Source organism: Arenibacter sp. S6351L (assembly GCF_023016025.1).
Lineage (GTDB): Bacteria > Bacteroidota > Bacteroidia > Flavobacteriales > Flavobacteriaceae > Arenibacter > Arenibacter algicola_B.
On sequence record NZ_JALKBB010000021.1, the window covers coordinates 76,696 to 94,394 of the forward strand.

Annotated in this window: 15 protein-coding genes; 5 read left to right on the forward strand and 10 right to left on the reverse strand. The window is 38.6% G+C overall.

Translation table 11 applies throughout. The annotated features are described in order from the left end of the window. Nucleotides 1–18: 18 nt before the first annotated feature. Nucleotides 19–204 carry a CsbD family protein gene (locus MWU82_RS16445; protein ID WP_111622110.1) on the forward strand — a complete coding sequence of 62 codons (186 nt, stop codon included), beginning with the start codon at nt 19–21 and terminating at the stop codon, nt 202–204. Between the two features lie 260 nt (nt 205–464). On the opposite strand, the gene MWU82_RS16450 is transcribed toward MWU82_RS16445, so the two are convergent. Beyond that, nucleotides 465–1,487, reverse strand: a complete 1,023-nt coding sequence (locus MWU82_RS16450) for an AI-2E family transporter (protein WP_247097218.1) — start codon at nt 1,485–1,487, stop codon at nt 465–467. Between the two features lie 283 nt (nt 1,488–1,770). Beyond that, a complete protein-coding gene (locus MWU82_RS16455) occupies nt 1,771–1,938 on the reverse strand; it encodes a lmo0937 family membrane protein (protein WP_247097219.1) in 168 nt (55 codons plus the stop codon). Nucleotides 1,939–2,285: 347 nt separating this feature from the next. On the opposite strand from MWU82_RS16455, the gene MWU82_RS16460 reads away from it, so the two are divergent. Both MWU82_RS16460 and MWU82_RS16465 read left to right on the forward strand, forming a co-directional pair. Continuing rightward, on the forward strand, nt 2,286–3,197 hold the full coding sequence (locus MWU82_RS16460; RefSeq protein WP_215946690.1) for a YihY/virulence factor BrkB family protein: 912 nt from the start codon (nt 2,286–2,288) through the stop codon (nt 3,195–3,197). A 146-nt stretch (nt 3,198–3,343) separates the two neighbouring features. Continuing rightward, a complete protein-coding gene (locus MWU82_RS16465; protein ID WP_247097220.1) occupies nt 3,344–4,117 on the forward strand; it encodes a hypothetical protein in 774 nt (257 codons plus the stop codon). Nucleotides 4,118–4,143: 26 nt separating this feature from the next. On the opposite strand, the gene MWU82_RS16470 is transcribed toward MWU82_RS16465, so the two are convergent. From MWU82_RS16470 to MWU82_RS16490, 5 genes are all read right to left on the reverse strand, one after another. Next, nucleotides 4,144–7,392 (reverse strand): CHAT domain-containing protein, encoded by a 3,249-nt coding sequence (locus tag MWU82_RS16470; protein WP_247097221.1) that lies wholly within the window; start codon nt 7,390–7,392, stop codon nt 4,144–4,146. Further along, a complete protein-coding gene (locus MWU82_RS16475; protein ID WP_247097222.1) occupies nt 7,389–8,138 on the reverse strand; it encodes a hypothetical protein in 750 nt (249 codons plus the stop codon). Before MWU82_RS16475 ends, MWU82_RS16470 begins: the two co-directional genes overlap by 4 nt. Then, on the reverse strand, nt 8,131–8,724 hold the full coding sequence (locus tag MWU82_RS16480; RefSeq protein ID WP_247097223.1) for a sigma-70 family RNA polymerase sigma factor: 594 nt from the start codon (nt 8,722–8,724) through the stop codon (nt 8,131–8,133). The genes MWU82_RS16475 and MWU82_RS16480 overlap by 8 nt, the downstream gene beginning before the upstream one ends. A gap of 239 nt (nt 8,725–8,963) precedes the next feature. After that, on the reverse strand, nt 8,964–9,344 hold the full coding sequence (locus MWU82_RS16485; protein WP_111622102.1) for a hypothetical protein: 381 nt from the start codon (nt 9,342–9,344) through the stop codon (nt 8,964–8,966). A 68-nt stretch (nt 9,345–9,412) separates the two neighbouring features. Further along, nucleotides 9,413–10,639: a hypothetical protein gene (locus tag MWU82_RS16490; protein ID WP_247097224.1), complete on the reverse strand. Its 1,227-nt coding sequence runs from the start codon at nt 10,637–10,639 to the stop codon at nt 9,413–9,415. Between the two features lie 764 nt (nt 10,640–11,403). On the opposite strand from MWU82_RS16490, the gene MWU82_RS16495 reads away from it, so the two are divergent. Beyond that, complete coding sequence (locus MWU82_RS16495) at nt 11,404–12,780, forward strand: vanadium-dependent haloperoxidase (protein WP_247097225.1); 1,377 nt, start codon at nt 11,404–11,406, stop codon at nt 12,778–12,780. 76 nt (nt 12,781–12,856) lie between these two features. On the opposite strand, the gene MWU82_RS16500 is transcribed toward MWU82_RS16495, so the two are convergent. The 3 genes from MWU82_RS16500 to MWU82_RS16510 all read right to left on the reverse strand — a co-directional run bounded on the left by MWU82_RS16500 (nt 12,857) and on the right by MWU82_RS16510 (nt 16,225). Continuing rightward, a complete protein-coding gene (locus MWU82_RS16500; RefSeq protein WP_215946688.1) occupies nt 12,857–13,579 on the reverse strand; it encodes a LytTR family DNA-binding domain-containing protein in 723 nt (240 codons plus the stop codon). Nucleotides 13,580–13,698: 119 nt separating this feature from the next. Next, a complete protein-coding gene (locus MWU82_RS16505) occupies nt 13,699–14,520 on the reverse strand; it encodes a histidine kinase (RefSeq protein WP_247097226.1) in 822 nt (273 codons plus the stop codon). Between the two features lie 832 nt (nt 14,521–15,352). Further along, complete coding sequence (locus MWU82_RS16510) at nt 15,353–16,225, reverse strand: helix-turn-helix domain-containing protein (RefSeq protein WP_247097227.1); 873 nt, start codon at nt 16,223–16,225, stop codon at nt 15,353–15,355. Nucleotides 16,226–16,564: 339 nt separating this feature from the next. Between MWU82_RS16510 and pelA the strand changes: the two genes are divergently transcribed. Beyond that, nucleotides 16,565–17,680: a pectate lyase gene (gene pelA, locus MWU82_RS16515; RefSeq protein ID WP_247097228.1), complete on the forward strand. Its 1,116-nt coding sequence runs from the start codon at nt 16,565–16,567 to the stop codon at nt 17,678–17,680. Nucleotides 17,681–17,699: the final 19 nt, after the last annotated feature.

Consider the following 17,699-nt stretch of genomic DNA (forward strand, 5'->3'; position numbering starts at 1 on the left):
ACCTTAAATAAAAATACTATGAACAGTGATCAATTAGAAGGAAAATGGAAACAGGTCAAAGGTAAGTTTAAACAGAAATACGGTGATCTAACCGACAACGACCTAACTTATTCAGAAGGTAAGTTCGACGAATTCTTAGGCCGGTTACAAGAAAAAACCGGAAAGAGAAAAGAGCAATTAAAAGAAGAGATCGACAATCTATAGAGTCGAACTTATAAGTTGAAATCTTATTGCAACAACCCTTACAATCTTGTAGGGGTTGTTTTTTTATGAAGAGTAGTAATGAATCATGCCTAAACCTTGGCAAGGGCCAATATTAAAAATTAGGAGAATCTGTATTTCAGTAAGGTTTTGCTTAATTATTTAGGCGGTCCCTGCCCACCGCAGACAGGCCTAACGCAAAAAAAAGGCTAGTAGCAAAGAAAGTTGTTAACTGTTAAAAAAAGACCTAATTAAAACAGCACTTATAGCTTATCCGTATTGTCCTTAGCGTATTCCTTTTTGTACATTCGCACAATAATCAGGAAAAGACTAATAAGCAGGGGACCAAATATCAGTCCTATAAATCCAAAAATGGGCACACCAACAATTACTCCGATCAATGTAATTAAGGGGTGTACGTTATCCAACTTTTTAAGTACATAGAGCCTGAACAAATTATCGGTAGACCCAACAACGATGAGACCATAAAGCAGAACTCCCCAAGCCTGAAAATTGTTGCCTTCAGCAAAAGAAAGAATAAATACAGGTAATATCCCTAACAACGCCCCAATGAAGGGCACCATAGAACCAATGGTAACTATAACAGCCCAGAAGAACGGAGCTTGAACCCCAAATATTAAAAACCCAATTAGCGCAATTATCCCTTGTGCCAGGGCCACCAAAGGGATTCCCAGAGCGTTGGAACGTACCATTGTCCCAATTTCATCGCTGATAATTTTTAGATTTTCCTGGCTAATTGGAATATACCTAAATAAGGACTCTTGTAATTCCCGACGATTGGTCAGCATATAAAAAAGCATAAAATACATGATACCAACAGCAATAAAAACATTAAAGGTTCCACCTGCCAGGCCTTGAAGGTTGTTGGAAAGCCATGTAGACACCCCACTGGGATCAATTTGGGAAGTAAAATCATATCCGAATTTACTCTCCAAAGTTGCGAGTTGGGATTCCACAGCAGAAATTACTTTTTCCGAATTTTGAATGGCACTCTCCACCTTATTTCCCAACATAAGGACAATTCCGGAAACAGGTAACAAAATACAAACGAATGATCCTATAAGTAAAACAACGGCAGCCAAATTTGGAGGCCACCCTTTTTTTACAAGCTTGGACATGGGTGCACGCAAAAGCACATAAATGGTTATGGCTCCCAAAACACCGGAAAAATAAGGAAGTATCGCCTGAAATATTAGGCCTCCCAACATAATAATAAGGAGTAAGCTAAATATTTGTCGAATTATTTTAGGATTGATATGCGTCATAGTAGGATTGCCCAATTAAATAAGGTCAATATATATTTAAAAGTTATTTTATGTGTTTATTATCTTCTATATGATCATTACAGTGAATACCTTAAATTACAATGGGCCTAGAAATCCATAGTATAATACATTCTAAAAAAATCCCAAGATTACTATTCTGATAAATACATAATCCGACTGTTCCCTAAAATGGTCTCCAGTTCAGCTTTTGCATTATTGGATATAAAATTGGGAACTTACAATATACGCACAATGAGCTCCAAGCTATTTAAATTGCAAAATATTAAAGAGGCTTACGTCCCGATATAATATTATAAAGAACGGCGATAATAGCGATTACCAAAAGAATATGGATCAAGTTACTGGTCCCCATTCCGGCCACTATGCCAAAGAAGCCCAAGATCCAGATAACGATACAAATTACAGCGATTAACCAAAGTATACTTCTCATAATTTCAAGTTTTAGTGATTAAAGTTTATGAACAGAAAATAGATTCAGCGGAGGCTGCCCATATTATTCTATATAATTTAAAGTTATTCCAATCCAATAACCAACTGTAATTCAATAGCTAAATTTATTAATGCAATCAACACCTATTCAAAATCTAAACTGTACAAGCACTACTTGTAAATCATTGTTCTTTAAGACCCTATAAACGTAACGCCTACCAAAGATTTCCGCTATTGACATTAAGGCCTCCAATAAATTGGATTAAAATTGAATGGATTAACGTCAAGAAATTCAAAGATTTTGGATTAAGTTACCCTTCGGGTTTCTACAATTAAAAACAAAACAGTATGGACAACGATAATTCCGAAAAATTTTCTTTCAAAGCCATACCCAGCTTAATCGCTGACACGTATAAGTCATGGTTGTCCCACGACCCTTTTAGGTCCAGTGCAGTGGTAGCCTATTACGCCATACTCTCCCTCCCCGCCCTTTTGGTCATTATAGTAAATGTTATTGGGGCAGTTTGGGGAACGGAAATAGTACAGGGAAAACTTACAGAAGAATTTTCCATGGCCCTGGGTAGTGACGCTGCAACATCTATCCAAGCTATGATAGAGGAAACACAGAGCGAACAAAAAAGTACCTTATCCTCCATTATCGGTATCGGTATTCTTCTTTTTGCAGCTACTGGAGTAGTGTATCACTTAAAAATTTCATTGAACGCCATTTGGAGAATTAAATCGGACCCGCAGGCGAAAATAAAAAAAGTGATCTTAGACCGTGTATTAAGTTTTGCCTTTATTCTGGCTATAGGTTTTCTATTGCTCATCAGTTTCATAGTTACGGCAGCCATATCGATCCTTAACGATTTTATTCGGGAGGTTTTGCCCGATGTGTTACTTTACGCCGCCTATGCTTTTGATTTTCTGATTTCCATAGCCATAATATCGGTTCTTTTTGGACTAATGTTCAAATACCTGCCCGATGCCAAGGTAAAATGGCCTACGGTGAAGATAGGTGCCGTTTTAACGGCTCTCTTATTCGTTTTGGGGAAATCGGCCTTGGGGTATTATTTCGGACAGGCAGAACCAGGATCTACCTACGGTGCGGCAGGTACTATTGTATTAATACTATTATGGGTATCCTACTCCTGTCTCATCTTATTTTTCGGGGCCGAGTTCACCTACAACTATTCCGAAAGGTTTGGGTACGGTATTAAGCCAAATAGTAGGGCCGTTAGGGACAAGGACCCTTGTTGATCCTTCTAACGGGACCAATAAACTTGAAGACAGGTGTGCCAGCAAACTTTTCTGCTAGGTCGGGTTCCCATCTATGGACTCTTAAAATTTATATCCAGTTTGATGACATTTTTAGATTTTTTCGATTCTTTAGAAAACACCTAATTATGAAGACTTTTAAACTTATAGTACTTTTTTCAGCCTTTATTCTTGCAAGTTCTTGCAGCAAAGATGAAGTGGAGGAATCAGCTTCTTCGCTTAAAACGACCAACTCCCAAATTTGTGCAAATGTGCAAGGTGCATCCGCAATTTATTGGGATTTCTCGCATGGCCTGCCAACACCCCTAAGACAGGTTCCATTACTAAAAAATCCCGGACAACAATTTGTCCATAGTCAATTGCCCTTACTTGGATTTACCATTCCACAGGGGTTCAACGCCTTTGAAGTAACCAATCCGCTCACCGCTACTCTGGGAGTTAACGTTGTACGGAACGATAATAATGTAGTCTATAGATGGGTGCCGAACACCAGAGTTTTTGGCACTGTATCCACAACGGCCATCATTGCTAACGAGATCAACAATATGTTCGCCCATTATGGATTTAATGGTACGCCCGAAGTTCTTTGTACTACTACATCAAATACTACCTTTGAAGGCATTCCAATGACGTTTACTGCCCGTTTGTTGCGCTTTGGGAATATTACCGGACAAGTATGGGTCCGATCAACTTATATTGCAGAAAGCACCTTCTCTACAATCTCCGTTACCGCAGCACCTACTGGCGAATTCGACACTCAAGTACTCGATACCTTTTTGCCAATTAATTTTCAGCTGTACGTTGGTAGTGGAGGAAGCGCCGAGGATAAGGACGGTGATGGGTTCTCCGTCCTGGAGGATCCGGACGACAATGACCCCAATGTCCCTATAAAACAGGGGTAATTTAGTTGTGCATGGTTAGTATTAGTTCAAAGGCCTTCCTTTCTTGGAAGGCTTTTTTTATTTTTCAGTATCAACCATAATACCAAAATACCTACTGCAATGCCAATAGTCCACCATATCCAATTTGTAGAGCCGGAAAGTTGAAGCGGTGCCGTTTCGCCCATCAGAACCAGACCGGCCCAATATTTTGGGTGTGCTGTACGCCCTTCAGCGGTAGACAGATACTCAAGTTTTGCCTTCCGCAAGGCCTTGTCCTTATGAATTCCGTTGGCCAAATTTTCATAAAATATGGCAATTATTTGGTTACTGGACTGTTCATCAATACTCCAAAGACTGGTCAATATACTCTCGCTTCCGGCATAATTAAAAGCGTGGGCCAAGGAAATCATTCCTTCCCCAGCCTGCAACGTAGGTTTGCCCGTTTCACAGGCCGTTAAGATAGCTAGGTTAGAACTTAGGTCTTGGTCGTAGATTTCATAGGTGTATAGATAATTATCATTTATATCGATGGAATCCCCAACATTCTTCGCGAAAATCAATCTCGACAATTCAGGACTAACATTATTTGATTCCGCATGGGTGCCCAGGTGGATAATCTTGTGTTCCTTGGCCGTGCGACCAAATACCTTTTTAGAGGCATCTTTGTTCAAAAATGAACTACCATGGAATTTTTTAGTGAATTTCGTGACAAGATCAGTACTGAAAGGTTGCGGCAAAAGGGTCAGGTAGGTATGGTCCAACTCTAGGGAATCGGTAATGGCTATCTGGTATTCGGCCTTCATTTTAGAATTAAAACCGGGTGCGTAGGCTACCATAACCTTTTCGAATTCGAGTAATTTTCTATCTTTTTTTAGAATTAATAAGCTGTAGTTATAGGAAATATCATATTTGGCCAAAAGCCCCTGGGCTGCCATTTCTTTAAACGATTCAATTTTGTTGGGTGTTAATAGATCGAAGCTCAAATTGAACAATTCCCGGTCAGGGAAAATAATCACCTTTTCGGTTTTGATCTTAGACGCAAACGGTTTCCAAAGAGCATTGTACAGGGAAATCGCCATATCCGATACCTGATCTATTGTGGCATTGTCGGCATTCAATGCCCCAATCTGATCCAAATTTCCATTATAATCCAATTTAATCAGTTCCTGGTTATGGGCATCAATAATGAATGCATACAAATGATCTTCAATAAACAAATAGCGTATCAGCGTTGAGCCTTGTGGAATTTTCTGTTGCAGATCGGTTATGTCCTCTGTAATGGACGCATATCGCATTTTGTAATATTCTGGATAGAAAGTACGAAGCGAATCCAAAAACAGGTTCCAGGCTTCCGTTTGTTCCGTATAGGAATTTATTTCAATTCCATTGTGGGATTCAGGACTGAATAATATTTCATTGATTGTTTCCTTCAATCCAATCTCTCGTAGTCTAACATTTTCTGGAATATTTGAGATTTCAGGATTCTTAAGGTTTAGGCGAGTTCTGATTCTATTATAGATGGCAGATTCGTGAAGTTGTAAAATCTTTTCCAGATATTTTGAATCTTTGGTTTTATCATAAATCTCCGAGTTCAATTTCTTTGCAAAGTCGAAAACCTCTGTATTACTGGCTATCAAATCACTGATTTCGTCATTGTGGACAACAAATGATTTTCGTTCTTCCAAAACTTGGATGGCTTCATCCAATTCAAGAACCAAAGGTTTTAAAGAGGCTTCGGACTTATCACTTAACAATTCATATTGCGATTTAACATGAAGTAAAATAACCCAAGACCTGTTTCCTTCAAAATAAAGTTTATTCAGCTTATCCGCCGCTTCTTTATTTTTATAAAGATCAAGGCTTTTTTGAGTATAGGCCAAGGACATTTCGTAATCCTTGTTGATAAACGCCACTTGAGCCAAAGAAAGTAGGGCTTCATTGGTCAAAAACCCAAATTCCCCATATTCCCGTTTGTTGTGTTCATAGACCTTCAATGCCGTCTCTATGGCCAATTCGGATTCACCGTTATTTGCATAGGCCTTCGCCAAATTCATTAAATTGTATAATTGATTTTGGTCATACCCATCGGGGTGACTTAAGTCGTAATTATCAAAGGCTTTTTGATAGTACGATATGGCCTTTTGGTACTCTTTGAGCTTTACGTAGTAATCTCCGTAAACCGATTCAAACTGGGCATGCCAAAGGTAATTGTTCCCTGCTATTGTTTTTAAGGAGGCCTCCGCCTCTTCCAAATATATTTTAGCTGATTCTGGCTCAGAGGTGTAAACATGGGCCTCCGCCATCATCAACATAGCAGTGAAATAACTTACCGTATTGGGTAAAAAATTGGCCTTTGCATGTTTATATCCTATGCCGGCAAATTGCTTGGCCTTTTGTTTATCGCCCATGTCATTATATAAACTTCCTATATTCCTGTAGGTAATGGATAGATTACCATGAACCCTAGAGGTAAGTGGATGGTTATTGGTATTGGCCAAAAATGAATGGAACTTTCGGACGCTTTCAAGTGAAAGCTCCATAGCCTTGGCATAATCTCCCGTAGATTGTTTTACCATGACCCAGTTCCCATAAATAGTTGCTGGCAGATAATATTCTGTCTCCGGATTCTTTTCCAATTCCTTCAAGGCATCAATGGCCTTCTTAAAATAATAGTTGGCACTATCTTCTTTTGAAGTAAAATGCATGATGGAGGCCTTGTAATTATAAACTCTGGGAGCTAAGGCAAAAGCAATTTTCGGGTTGGCCTTTAGAATCTGCAATGAATTGTTATTGTGATCTGCCAGAAGGTTAAAATCTCCCCGTTTCATTCCAAATTCACTGAGATAGAATTCAGATTCCAGTAGCATTTGAACATCCTTGAGCCTTTTTGCCAATTTATTTGCACTTTGGGCAAAATGATAGGCCATTTGGGCCCGTCCGTGATCGTTATACAATAACGCCATTCCAATACTTGCCTTATATTCTGCCTCTCGAGAATTTGATTTTTGTACCCGATGGTACAGGGCTATGGCTTTGGTGAACTCCGTGGCACTGTTGCCCAACAATTCAATTTTACCTTGAGGATATACAAAGGACGCTGCGGTTTCGAAATCTGCGTCCGCAAGGGATGTATTAATCGATTCCGTCAACAATGCTGAGGCCTGTGCAATACTGTCCGAATAAATAAAAGCGTTAATTCGAGCAATTGCCTCCCCTTTTTCCTGGGCCGTAGCAGTTTGATTTGTTAAGAAAACAAACAGGGCCAAGACCAAGGAAAAGGATAGCCGTTGTATCATTTATTGGGCAATTGGTTTAAAAGCTCCTTACTGGCTTCTTTTTTGGAAAGCTCCAAAAGACTTTTGGCTTCCGGGATGGCTCCCCGTTTAAGCGCCTGCAATCCCAAATAGAAATAGGCCTCATCTTCGAAAACAGATCCTTTATTGGCAATGACCTTTAAGAAACCAGCATTGGCCGTCTTTTCGTCACCTATGGCCATTTGTGCGGAGGCCAGAAAATAATTCAGGGTATCATTCTGTTGTTGTGTTACCAATAATTTTTTCCATTTTTCAATGGCCTGGTCATAATCCCCATGTTTATAGGCTACCATGGCCTCATAAAAGTCATAATTGTTAGTATCGCCCATCACGGTGGGCAGTCCAGGATCTGGTGAATAGAATTCGTCAAAGAGTTTTTCAGTTTTATTCCCGGCATTAAAATACCAGATACCCCCTAGTGAAAGTAACAAAATGACCGAGGCTGCAATACCATAATTGATTCGGAAAGGAAACCGTTTTTTTGATGTTGCCTCTTTAGAAGAATAAGTTTCAAAAGTTTTATGGTACTCGTTCATCTTTTCGTGTAAACTTGTCTCTTCCACGGCGGAAAATAGTTTCTTGAATTCATTAAATTCAGCCTTAAGGGAAGCATCGGCATCCAACTTTGCCAAGAAAGCGGGTTGTTCGGCTTTGTCCATTTCGTTCAGCAGGTATCTTTCAAAAAGCTCCTGTTTTTCCTGTGATATGTATTTGGGGTACTTATCCATTGCTTTTAATTTCTAGGCTCAACAGCCTTAATTTTTCCATGCATCGGTACTTCTGATTTCGAACCGAGGCCGAAGTTATCTGTAATTCACTTGAAATTTCGTCCATCGATTTTCTCTCAAAATAGAACAGTTTCAATACCATTTTACATTTTTCACCCAATTGCTTAAAGGCCCTTTGCATGGCCATCATTTCATCCTGACCTTGACTAGGTTCACTTTCCTCCTCCTCCACATCTGGCCGCAAATGAATTACTTTGTCAACCCTTGTCGTTTTTTTATACCTTGAAGAACGCAAATAATCCAACCATTTGTTTTTTGCGACAGTAAAGAGGTATGCTTCTATATTTAGTCCATTATCTTTCTTAAGTTTTCCATCCTTGATATTCTTCCAGGTGGTTACAAAAGCTTCTTGGAACGTGTCCTTGGCCTGGTCATCCGAACCATTATTCTGTAAAATGTAATGCCTTACTTTCGGATATACCCCTTCATACAGCGATCTCAGAACAAGGTCGTTGTTTTGAATTACGCCAGCGAACGTTTCTTCTTGCGTTCGGGCGAGGAATGGATTGGTTTTGGTCTGGTTCATTGGTGGCTAAAAAAGCACTGTTAATTTACAGATTTTAACCATTCATCCGCACAAATTGGGCTAAAACGATCTAATTCATAGCTCTAAAGAGTTTTATTTTGGTATTTGATTACTATAATTCAGTTTTTTCATTAAAACCACAGGGATGGTAATTCACCTTCCTTGTGGTTTTCTTCTTGATTAATTATCGGCTATATAACTAAATTGAAAACAATAGAACCGTTAATGTCCTTAAGGATTCATTCTTTTTTAGTCGTATGCCAAGTGCCAGAGGTCCCTTCCTGATCACTTTTCCATGTTCCTGAACCCGAATCAGAAGAGAATTGACCGGTAAAACTTCTGCCATCACCCGTTGTTTCAATAACGGCAGTAATTTTTCCCGAGGTCGCAGTGTTTCCATTTATAGAAAATGTGCCCTGCAAATTGAATGAAGTCGCAGAGCCAGTAACCTTACCATCCGGATAAATATATACACCGAATGTTCCTGAATCGTCGCCATCATAGACTCCGAACCAATTTCCGTAAAGGTCAATTTCAGTTTCGTCCTCATCACTGCCACTGGAACAACCAACGACCAGTAAAGTCATAAACATCGCAATAATTTTAAATGTAGTTTTCATAAGAATTTAGTTTAATTATTTTAAGAATATCGATACAAATTAAAAATGTCATCACTCCAGCAAAATGTTCAATAATCATCCATGACTTTCGTCCATTCTGTATTGTTGTCAAGGCCGGCATTGGGGTCGTAAAACAAATCGTTGCTTTTTATATAGTTGCCGCTGTCATCCATCCAATATTCTTTGGCACCTGCTTCTACTTGATAAGTATTTCCGTTGGGATGGGCAACAGTTTCCTCTTCGCTGATCATATTTAAAAAACTTTGCTGACCTCCGCCAGAATAGGAACTTGAAGTTGAATTACTTCCAAAATTGTTGTTCATAAAATTCGCATGACTAGCGTCCCGTGCAGCGGACATATCTGCCATTCGTTTTTGATGGGCATCAAAACTTGCCTGTCTATCCCTCATTTTATATTGATGTGTCTGAGCCATTGCCCTAGTAGCATTGTCCATATTTTCGATTTGCAATTGGCGCTGCCTTCTGTTTTCCATCTGCCTTTTATTGTTGATGCTTGCCACATGGTTCTTCCATTCAGAATTTTCCTTGGCTTGAATGTTAGCGTTTACAAAGGTTTCAATTACCTTCTCAAAACGTTCATCATCGGCTATTAGGAAGTCAGTCGTATACAGCCAAATATTGGCCACATCTCCAGTGAAAAGTGGTTGTTGCATTTGAACGTAGGATATAATAACAAGACCCTTTTGATTATTGGCTCCCTTCCATTCCGTAGTAAGAACTTTTGTTGCTGCCTGTGGGGCAGACTCATGGACTTTTTGAGCAAAAAAACGATCTAATTCAGGTAAAGGCTTCTGCCTCTCAAAGGAAAACCCTTTAGTAGTCATCATGGGCCTTATTTCTTTATCAAGGATTTCTTCAATAGGGACCAATGATCGTACATTCTGCATACCGGAGTTTCGCATGTTTTGCTCCATTTGTGGATTGGGAGAAGCGTAGAACATTTTTAACGGTGTATTAAAAATCTTGGTGTTGGATGGTCCCTGAATCTGGTAAAGGAAAAAGGGAATTAAGGGATCTACCTCATATTGAGGCTTGTAAACAACTTTCCAGTCGCTAGGATAATCTATGTTAGAAACCACAAAACCCGATTTTGGATCCTTGAATTCATAGGACTTTGAATCGTTCCCAAAAAAGGAAGCAATCCCATTTCCTGAATCAGATCCGGAACTGAAGTCGGAATCGGTACTAAAATTATTGTTTTCAGTTTTTGGTCCCAAACAAGAAAGGAATATAAGCGTAAAAAATAATGCTGCGGGCAAATGAAACTTTTTCATGATATGGTGTTTTTTAGGTGTTACACCTTACTATCGTGTTATTATGAAATTGTCATCAATTTTGTATTCTTAATTTAACTTTCCATTATAGACCTCACCCTTCACCATTTTTTTTGCTTTCATTTCACATAGTATCACTTCATACGAAGGAAAAACAAAACCAACACATTGGACTACATTACAAACCGTAATGATAACAAGGAAAATAACGATTATAACCGTGACGACTCCAGCTCCATAGCCATAGCCAAGAACGATTCTTAAAACGACAATGCCTTTAACACGACCCTATTGTTTCTTTGAAATTGGGCCGGTCGCAAAAAGATAACCGACCCAAATTGCTTAACAAGTTTGCATAGGAATATTCTACAGATGTGTCCATTCAGTATGAATTATATCCAATTCCACAAAATATCGTAGAAACGACTTATAACTACTATTGATTCCTACTGTATAATTATCGGAGAACCTCGCCACATGCCAGGCAGTTTATCAAAAGACGTATAACTTTCCTTAGACTAATCTTTTTGTCATTGGGTAATGTTTCAGGAACATGGAGGTGTTGTTATTGGGTTTCCATGATGAAATGAATGAAACGCTAGGTGACCAATATTAAAATCGGAACATTTTTAGATGGAATTATCGATTCCGTTTGTCGATCAAAACACTTCCTTCTTACCATAAAATAGGTTATACATCATGCCTAAAATTTCTGAATCCCGAAATGCAATATTTTTAGCATGAAATCCTAAAAATATACTGTCATGAAAAAAAATGTTAAGCTTTTTGGGCGCATTGTAATGTTGTTTCTAGCAATCGTTGCTTGCGAAACCAACAATTTTGAAGAAGATCCGATTCTTGTTTCCGATTGGAAATTAATGTATAATGGAATGATAAAATCATATAACAATGAAATGGTGTTGAAATGGGACAATGCCATTGGTTTGGCCATTGATAATTTAAGTCCACCCCCTCCGGAATCAAGAGCATATGCAATGGTAACATTGGCCATACACGACGCATTGAATAATATTGTTCCTAAATATGAACCCTACGCCCTAGATAATAGTCTGGTGAACCCTAAAGATATCCCAAAGAAAAAAATAGTACAAATCGCGGATGCGGCAGTAGCACAAGCTGCACATGACGTACTAGTCATTGTGGCTCCAGGTTGGAAGTTAAATGCCGATGATCTCTTAGTTGAATGCCTCTCGAAAATTGAAGACTCGGAATTCAAAGAAAAAGGAATTAAGATTGGTAAAGAAGCAGCAGCCGCTATTTTGGAAAAAAGGCAAAAAGATTTAAGGCCCATGTTTACGGCTTCCACTCAAGGGACACTGCCGGGGGAATATAGATCCTATATGCCATGGACAATCGCCAATCTTCCCATTTGGCCAGCAAATGCCGTTTATGCTCCAGATTGGGGAAATGTTGAGCCATTTGGCATAACTTCGGGGAAACACTTTAGACCTGGTCCACCATATCCAATCACTTCCCCGGAATATGCTTCCGATTATGATGAAGTTAAGCTATTAGGATGCAACGATTGCCCTGATCGAACCCAGGAGCAATTAGACCTAGGAGCCTTCTTTATTGAAAATTCTCCAAGTGCCATGAACCGTATAGCCAGATTATTGGCAGTCGGGGATAAACTTAACGGATTCGAGACTGCCAGACTTCTAGCCCTTACCCATATGGTTCAAGCCGATGCACACATAAGCATTTTTGAGGCCAAATATTACTACAATAGCTGGAGACCCATAACTGCGATTAGAGAAGGAGAGAACGACGGAAATAATAACACGGCCGGAGACACCAACTGGAATATACCTCAACGGCCCGAGGTAAGAGTAACACCACCAACACCGTCTTACCCTTCCTCCAACGCTGCCAACGGAGGAGCTGCTGCAGAGTTGTTCAAATTATTCTTCGGGAAAGACAAAAAATCATTTACCATTGAAAGTATTAGTCTGCCTGGAACAAAAAGAAGTTATAAAAGCTTTTCTCAACTTGCAGATGAAATTTCGCTTTCCAGGATATATATAGGCTATCATTTTCGACAAGATATAATCGAAGGAAAAAAAATGGGAAGACAATTGTCAAAATTTGTATTTGAAAACAATTTAAGGGAACTACCTTAAAATCCACATCGGAATATTGAACTTAATAGGATCCAGTTTTATTTCTAAAACTGGATCCTGGTTTTAACCCGGTTATCTATGGACTATCCAAGTTAGCAATGATTGAGGTATTATCCGTCAACTTTTGAATTACGGAGGAAAAGCTCCTACCAATGGGTAGTTCAATTATCCCAATTTCAACATCGTATTTCGTATACGCGGTTACTTGGTTGATAGCCACCAGAAAGGAACGATGGATCCGCAAAAATAAATTCTGTGGCAACATTTTTTCAACGGCACTGATCGTCAGCTTTACCTTGACCACATCCGTTTTTTTATGGATAATTATATAGTCCTTATAACTTTCTATGTAAAAAATATCCTTTAAAAATACTTTTACCATTTTACGGTCTGCCCTAAAATATAAGAAGCCCGGTCCATGATTAGCGGGAGCCACCTCAACAGTTGTTGTATGGCAAAACTTATTCACCGCCTTTAAGAACCGCTCAAAGGAAATAGGTTTTAACAAATAATCAATGGCATCCAGTTCAAATGCCTCAATAGCATAATCTTTATGGGCCGTAGTAAAAATAACCTTCGGGGGATATTGAAGTGTTTTCAATAATTGCGTGCCAAGCAATTTTGGCATATTAATATCAAGAAATATTAGGTCTACCTTTTCATTGTTCAAAATATTGATTGCTCTAAATGCATTACTGCAAGTTCCGACAATCTTTAGTTGATCCGTAGACCTTATGTAGCTTTCAAGGATCTTGATCGCATGGGGCTCATCATCCACAATAATACAATTATATTTCATCTGTCAATGTTTAATAGTTTCTTCTGACAAGAGATATTCCCAAATTCAAGCTGCGCTAGCACTTTAAATTCTGGTTGGATTACTATCGATAATTGGATTGGAACATTTCAAAATATAGATTAATTTGATATGCTTAAAACCAATTCGTCCTCATATTGTTTCTCCAATTCTTCCAAATTGATTTCTAGGGTTACAACAAAAACTTCGTCCAACATCACCGTTTCCAGAGTGTGGTCATGTTTATATAAAAGTTCCAGCCTTTGCCGTACATTTTGAAGGCCCAATCCCCCAATTCTGGTTTTTGCCTCATCGGCATCTACACTGTTCACCAATTTGAAGTACATGGTGGAACCCTGCATAGAAAGATGAAAACTTATCCAACTTGTTTCTACCTGTCTACTGGTTCCATGCTTAAAGGTGTTTTCCAAAAAAGGAAGTAATAGTAACGGTGCAATCTGAAATCGCCCAATGTCACCGGTAATGGTCATGGATAAATCCAACCTATCACCGTAACGCAACTTTTCTAGAGATATATAGTTTTGCAACAATTCGATCTCCTTCACCAAGGAGATTTTTGGAACGTTGCTATCATAGATCATAAACCGCAGGAGCCCAGAAAGTTTCAGCACTATCTCAGGGGATCTCGGTGACGCCTCCAACGTATGTGAATACAAATTATTAAGAGTATTGAATAAAAAATGGGGATGCAACTGCGCTTTCAACAGTTTTAATTCAGCAACTGTTTTCTGTTGTTCGGCCTCAATGGTCCTCTTCCTTTGCAAATACCAGTATTTTAAGAGCTTAATGGATAGAGCTATCCCCGCAACGTGCAGAAAAGGCAATACGTTCCTGCCCACGGTAAAGGTAATACCCTTAAAATCGTCAATACTGGATGACAATTGTAATTGGGCCAAAATAGTATAGAGAATGCAGAACAACATTACAATTGATAGCCCAATAAAAAATTGTAAAAATTTGCTTTTAAGCAAAAATCTGGGGACCAAAAAGTAGAGCAGGGAATACACCATAATAATATGTCCCGGCAAAAAATACATGGAGTTTATAAAAGACTTTTTTGGATTTACATTAAGGCCAAAACCCCACGCGAAATAGGTGACGATAAAAACCCAAAAAACAAGGTGCAGCCCGATTGTTTTCAGACAGATGGAAGCTTGGAATCGACGCAGGGTGCCCATAAGTTCCGTTTACATAAAGTCTCTATTAAAGTTAAACAATCTACTCCAAATGGAAAAATTTGATGACGAACAACGAACTTTCGTAGATAGAAGATCAAAATTGAGCGGTCTATCCATTATTAAATGGAAACTGATCCTCTGTACAACAAATTGCGCCTTCTACCCGCCTATTAAAATTGACCCCAATCTTTGAATTATATTTAAGTGTTTCAAGAAAACAAAGTCTATTTTATTAATTAGAGTCCTTGGTATTATCACTTTTGGCATTGTTTCCTGCTCCAAGGAAGATATTGCCTATGGAAGTGCTGTTGGACCAATTGGTGCATACTTGGCAAAAAATAGTTTTGAGAAGTTCAACGCCCAAATCATATTGAGTCAAGGAGAATTTCTTAATAGGGAAAGTAAATTAAGAGATTTTGTTCCGGGACAAAACTCAACATTTAAAGAGACTCTTGTTCATGGGGTTGATATTAAATAACTTTAAAGGCACCCGTTTACAAGCTCTAACGATGTATTGACTAGGCAATTCTTGGGATATTTACCCCTCTAGAGTAAAATTGTCCATAAAACCTTCATTTTATATGTCCGACTGGATTATTTTTCGATACTCCCTTGGTGTCATGCCCACGAATTTTAGAAAACTGGCATTAAATCTACTTATGGAATTAAAACCAGCTTCATAGGCTATGGAAGTAATTGGATCCATGGTGATGGTTAGTTTTCTCTGTACGTATAATACCCGTTGCTGAATAAGGTAATGGGAAAGCGATACATCAAAGGCCTTTTTAAAAATAGCATTGGCATAATCGGAATGAATTCCCACAGCGCTGGAAACATCAGTGACTTTAATTGGTTTTGTAAAATTTTGGGCAATAAATATGGCCATTTGCTCTACAAGGTTCATTGGCGGCAGTTCCATCTTAAGCTCTATTTCGTCATTATTCGATTTTTGAAACATCAATCGCTTTAGGTAGGCCTGAATTTCAAGGGCGCAAACCTCATTTAGATAGGATAATTTGCTTTCCAGGTCAAGTACCCATTGTTTAAACAGGGCCGTTGTTATTTGGAGGTTCTGCACTGTTTCAAACATTTGTATCCGTCCCTTAAATAGTAGATCCAAAAATGATTTGGACATATTCCATTGAGATATCAATCCAAAGGGTATAGTAATTACGAAATATGGCGCATCACCCTCATAATCAACAATTTGATGTGGTAACAATGCCCAGAAAACAACAAAACTGCCCTTTTCCACATGTATTTTTTTGTCATGGATCAAATAGGTGATAGATCCTTCCGGTAAATAATTAATTTCTATTTCATTATGTCTATCGGCCCTTCTCATTACATTGGGCCGCCAAACTTCACAGGTAAGACCATAGGGGGCTAAATCTTCTCTTTTTTCATCGAAATGCTTTAACATATAGGAAAGTGATAGGTATTTATTCAAATATAGGAAGTATGTGTATAATTACGAGCATATCTTAGCATTTTGAAATAGGGGTATCCGATTATTTTAATTTTCACCTTGTAAGTGAGTATTACCCTAAACCATTACCAACAGTTGTAAAACTGGGTTATTTGCACTTACGAATATGAAAAATGGACCGGAGGTTGCCGGGTACGTAGTTTGCATTAACAACTTCGATTCATTTCGAAACTAAGAATTAGATTATAACCGACTCAATCGAGTAGTAGAATTCGATGACATATTGCCGAATTCATAAAAAATTAATCAGAGTTATCTGTCAATAGACAGAAATTCAAATCATTTTCAAAAAATAAAAACATGGAACTAATTAAACTTATTACAATAGCAGTAATGACCTTAATCACAACTGTGGGCTACACTCAAAACAAAACCACTGACTATCTGAGTATGGGATGGGGGGATGTTGCCACAGGCATGCCTTTAGAGTGGTATGGGTCTAATAAAGCGCAATTGGTTGCAGAAAATGTAATCCTAAGTCAAAAGGCCATCGGAGGATGGGAGAAAAACAAAGACTACCATCATCCATTTTCTGAGGCAGAGAAATCCCATTATAAAAATAACAAGGCTGAAATTGGAGCAACCTTCGATAATGGCGCCACCATAACTGAACTAAGGTTCTTGGCTAAAATGCATTCACAAATTCAGGATAATCAGTACAAAAAAGCTTTTGAAAAGGGACTCAATTACATCTTTGAGGCACAATACGAAAATGGCGGATGGCCACAATTTTTTCCAGTGCGCCAAGGGAGTGTTGCTTATTCTGGCCATATCACTTATAACGACGATGCCATGGTCAATATCATGAAATTCCTAAAAGGAATTAGTTCGGATAACAAAGAATACGCATCACTTCAATTAAGTGCCAACATAAGGGAAGAAGCCAAAAAAGCGTACGATAAGGGCATTCAATGTTTTCTTGATACACAAATAATATACAAAGGCAAACCAGCGGTCTGGTGTGCCCAGCATGATTCAGTGACACTGGCCCCTGCAAAGGCCCGTAGTTACGAACTTCCTTCGTTTAGCGGTTCAGAATCCGTGGGAATTGTACTATTATTGATGGACATAGATAATCCTTCCAAAGAAATTGCCAATTCTGTAAAAGGGGCGGTAAAATGGTTTGAAAACAACCGAATTGAGGGTATAAAAATAGAAACCGAAATCAACAAGGACGGAGGAAAGAATAGAATTGTTGTGGAAGATAAAAATGCACCCACCTTATGGGGACGCTTTTATGATTTAGAAACCAGCACTATATATTTCTGTAGTCGGGATGGTATCAAAAGAAACTCGCTGGCAGACATAAGCGACAATAGAAGGAACGGTTATAGTTGGTACACAAATGCACCGGAAAAGGTACTAAAAAAATACCCGGAATGGTTGGCAAAAATAAATCTATCAAGAAATAAATAAACATGCCTAACCTTTGAAG

What these genes read in the sequence shown, in the direction of transcription:
- MWU82_RS16445 (WP_111622110.1), top strand. Translation starts at nt 19, where the DNA reads ATGAACAGTGATCAATTAGAAGGAAAATGGAAACAGGTCAAAGGTAAG.
- MWU82_RS16450 (WP_247097218.1), bottom strand. Translation starts at nt 1,487, where the DNA reads ATGACGCATATCAATCCTAAAATAATTCGACAAATATTTAGCTTACTC.
- MWU82_RS16455 (WP_247097219.1), bottom strand. Translation starts at nt 1,938, where the DNA reads ATGAGAAGTATACTTTGGTTAATCGCTGTAATTTGTATCGTTATCTGG.
- MWU82_RS16460 (WP_215946690.1), top strand. Translation starts at nt 2,286, where the DNA reads ATGGACAACGATAATTCCGAAAAATTTTCTTTCAAAGCCATACCCAGC.
- MWU82_RS16465 (WP_247097220.1), top strand. Translation starts at nt 3,344, where the DNA reads ATGAAGACTTTTAAACTTATAGTACTTTTTTCAGCCTTTATTCTTGCA.
- MWU82_RS16470 (WP_247097221.1), bottom strand. Translation starts at nt 7,392, where the DNA reads ATGATACAACGGCTATCCTTTTCCTTGGTCTTGGCCCTGTTTGTTTTC.
- MWU82_RS16475 (WP_247097222.1), bottom strand. Translation starts at nt 8,138, where the DNA reads ATGGATAAGTACCCCAAATACATATCACAGGAAAAACAGGAGCTTTTT.
- MWU82_RS16480 (WP_247097223.1), bottom strand. Translation starts at nt 8,724, where the DNA reads ATGAACCAGACCAAAACCAATCCATTCCTCGCCCGAACGCAAGAAGAA.
- MWU82_RS16485 (WP_111622102.1), bottom strand. Translation starts at nt 9,344, where the DNA reads ATGAAAACTACATTTAAAATTATTGCGATGTTTATGACTTTACTGGTC.
- MWU82_RS16490 (WP_247097224.1), bottom strand. Translation starts at nt 10,639, where the DNA reads ATGAAAAAGTTTCATTTGCCCGCAGCATTATTTTTTACGCTTATATTC.
- MWU82_RS16495 (WP_247097225.1), top strand. Translation starts at nt 11,404, where the DNA reads ATGAAAAAAAATGTTAAGCTTTTTGGGCGCATTGTAATGTTGTTTCTA.
- MWU82_RS16500 (WP_215946688.1), bottom strand. Translation starts at nt 13,579, where the DNA reads ATGAAATATAATTGTATTATTGTGGATGATGAGCCCCATGCGATCAAG.
- MWU82_RS16505 (WP_247097226.1), bottom strand. Translation starts at nt 14,520, where the DNA reads ATGTTGTTCTGCATTCTCTATACTATTTTGGCCCAATTACAATTGTCA.
- pelA (WP_247097228.1), top strand. Translation starts at nt 16,565, where the DNA reads ATGGAACTAATTAAACTTATTACAATAGCAGTAATGACCTTAATCACA.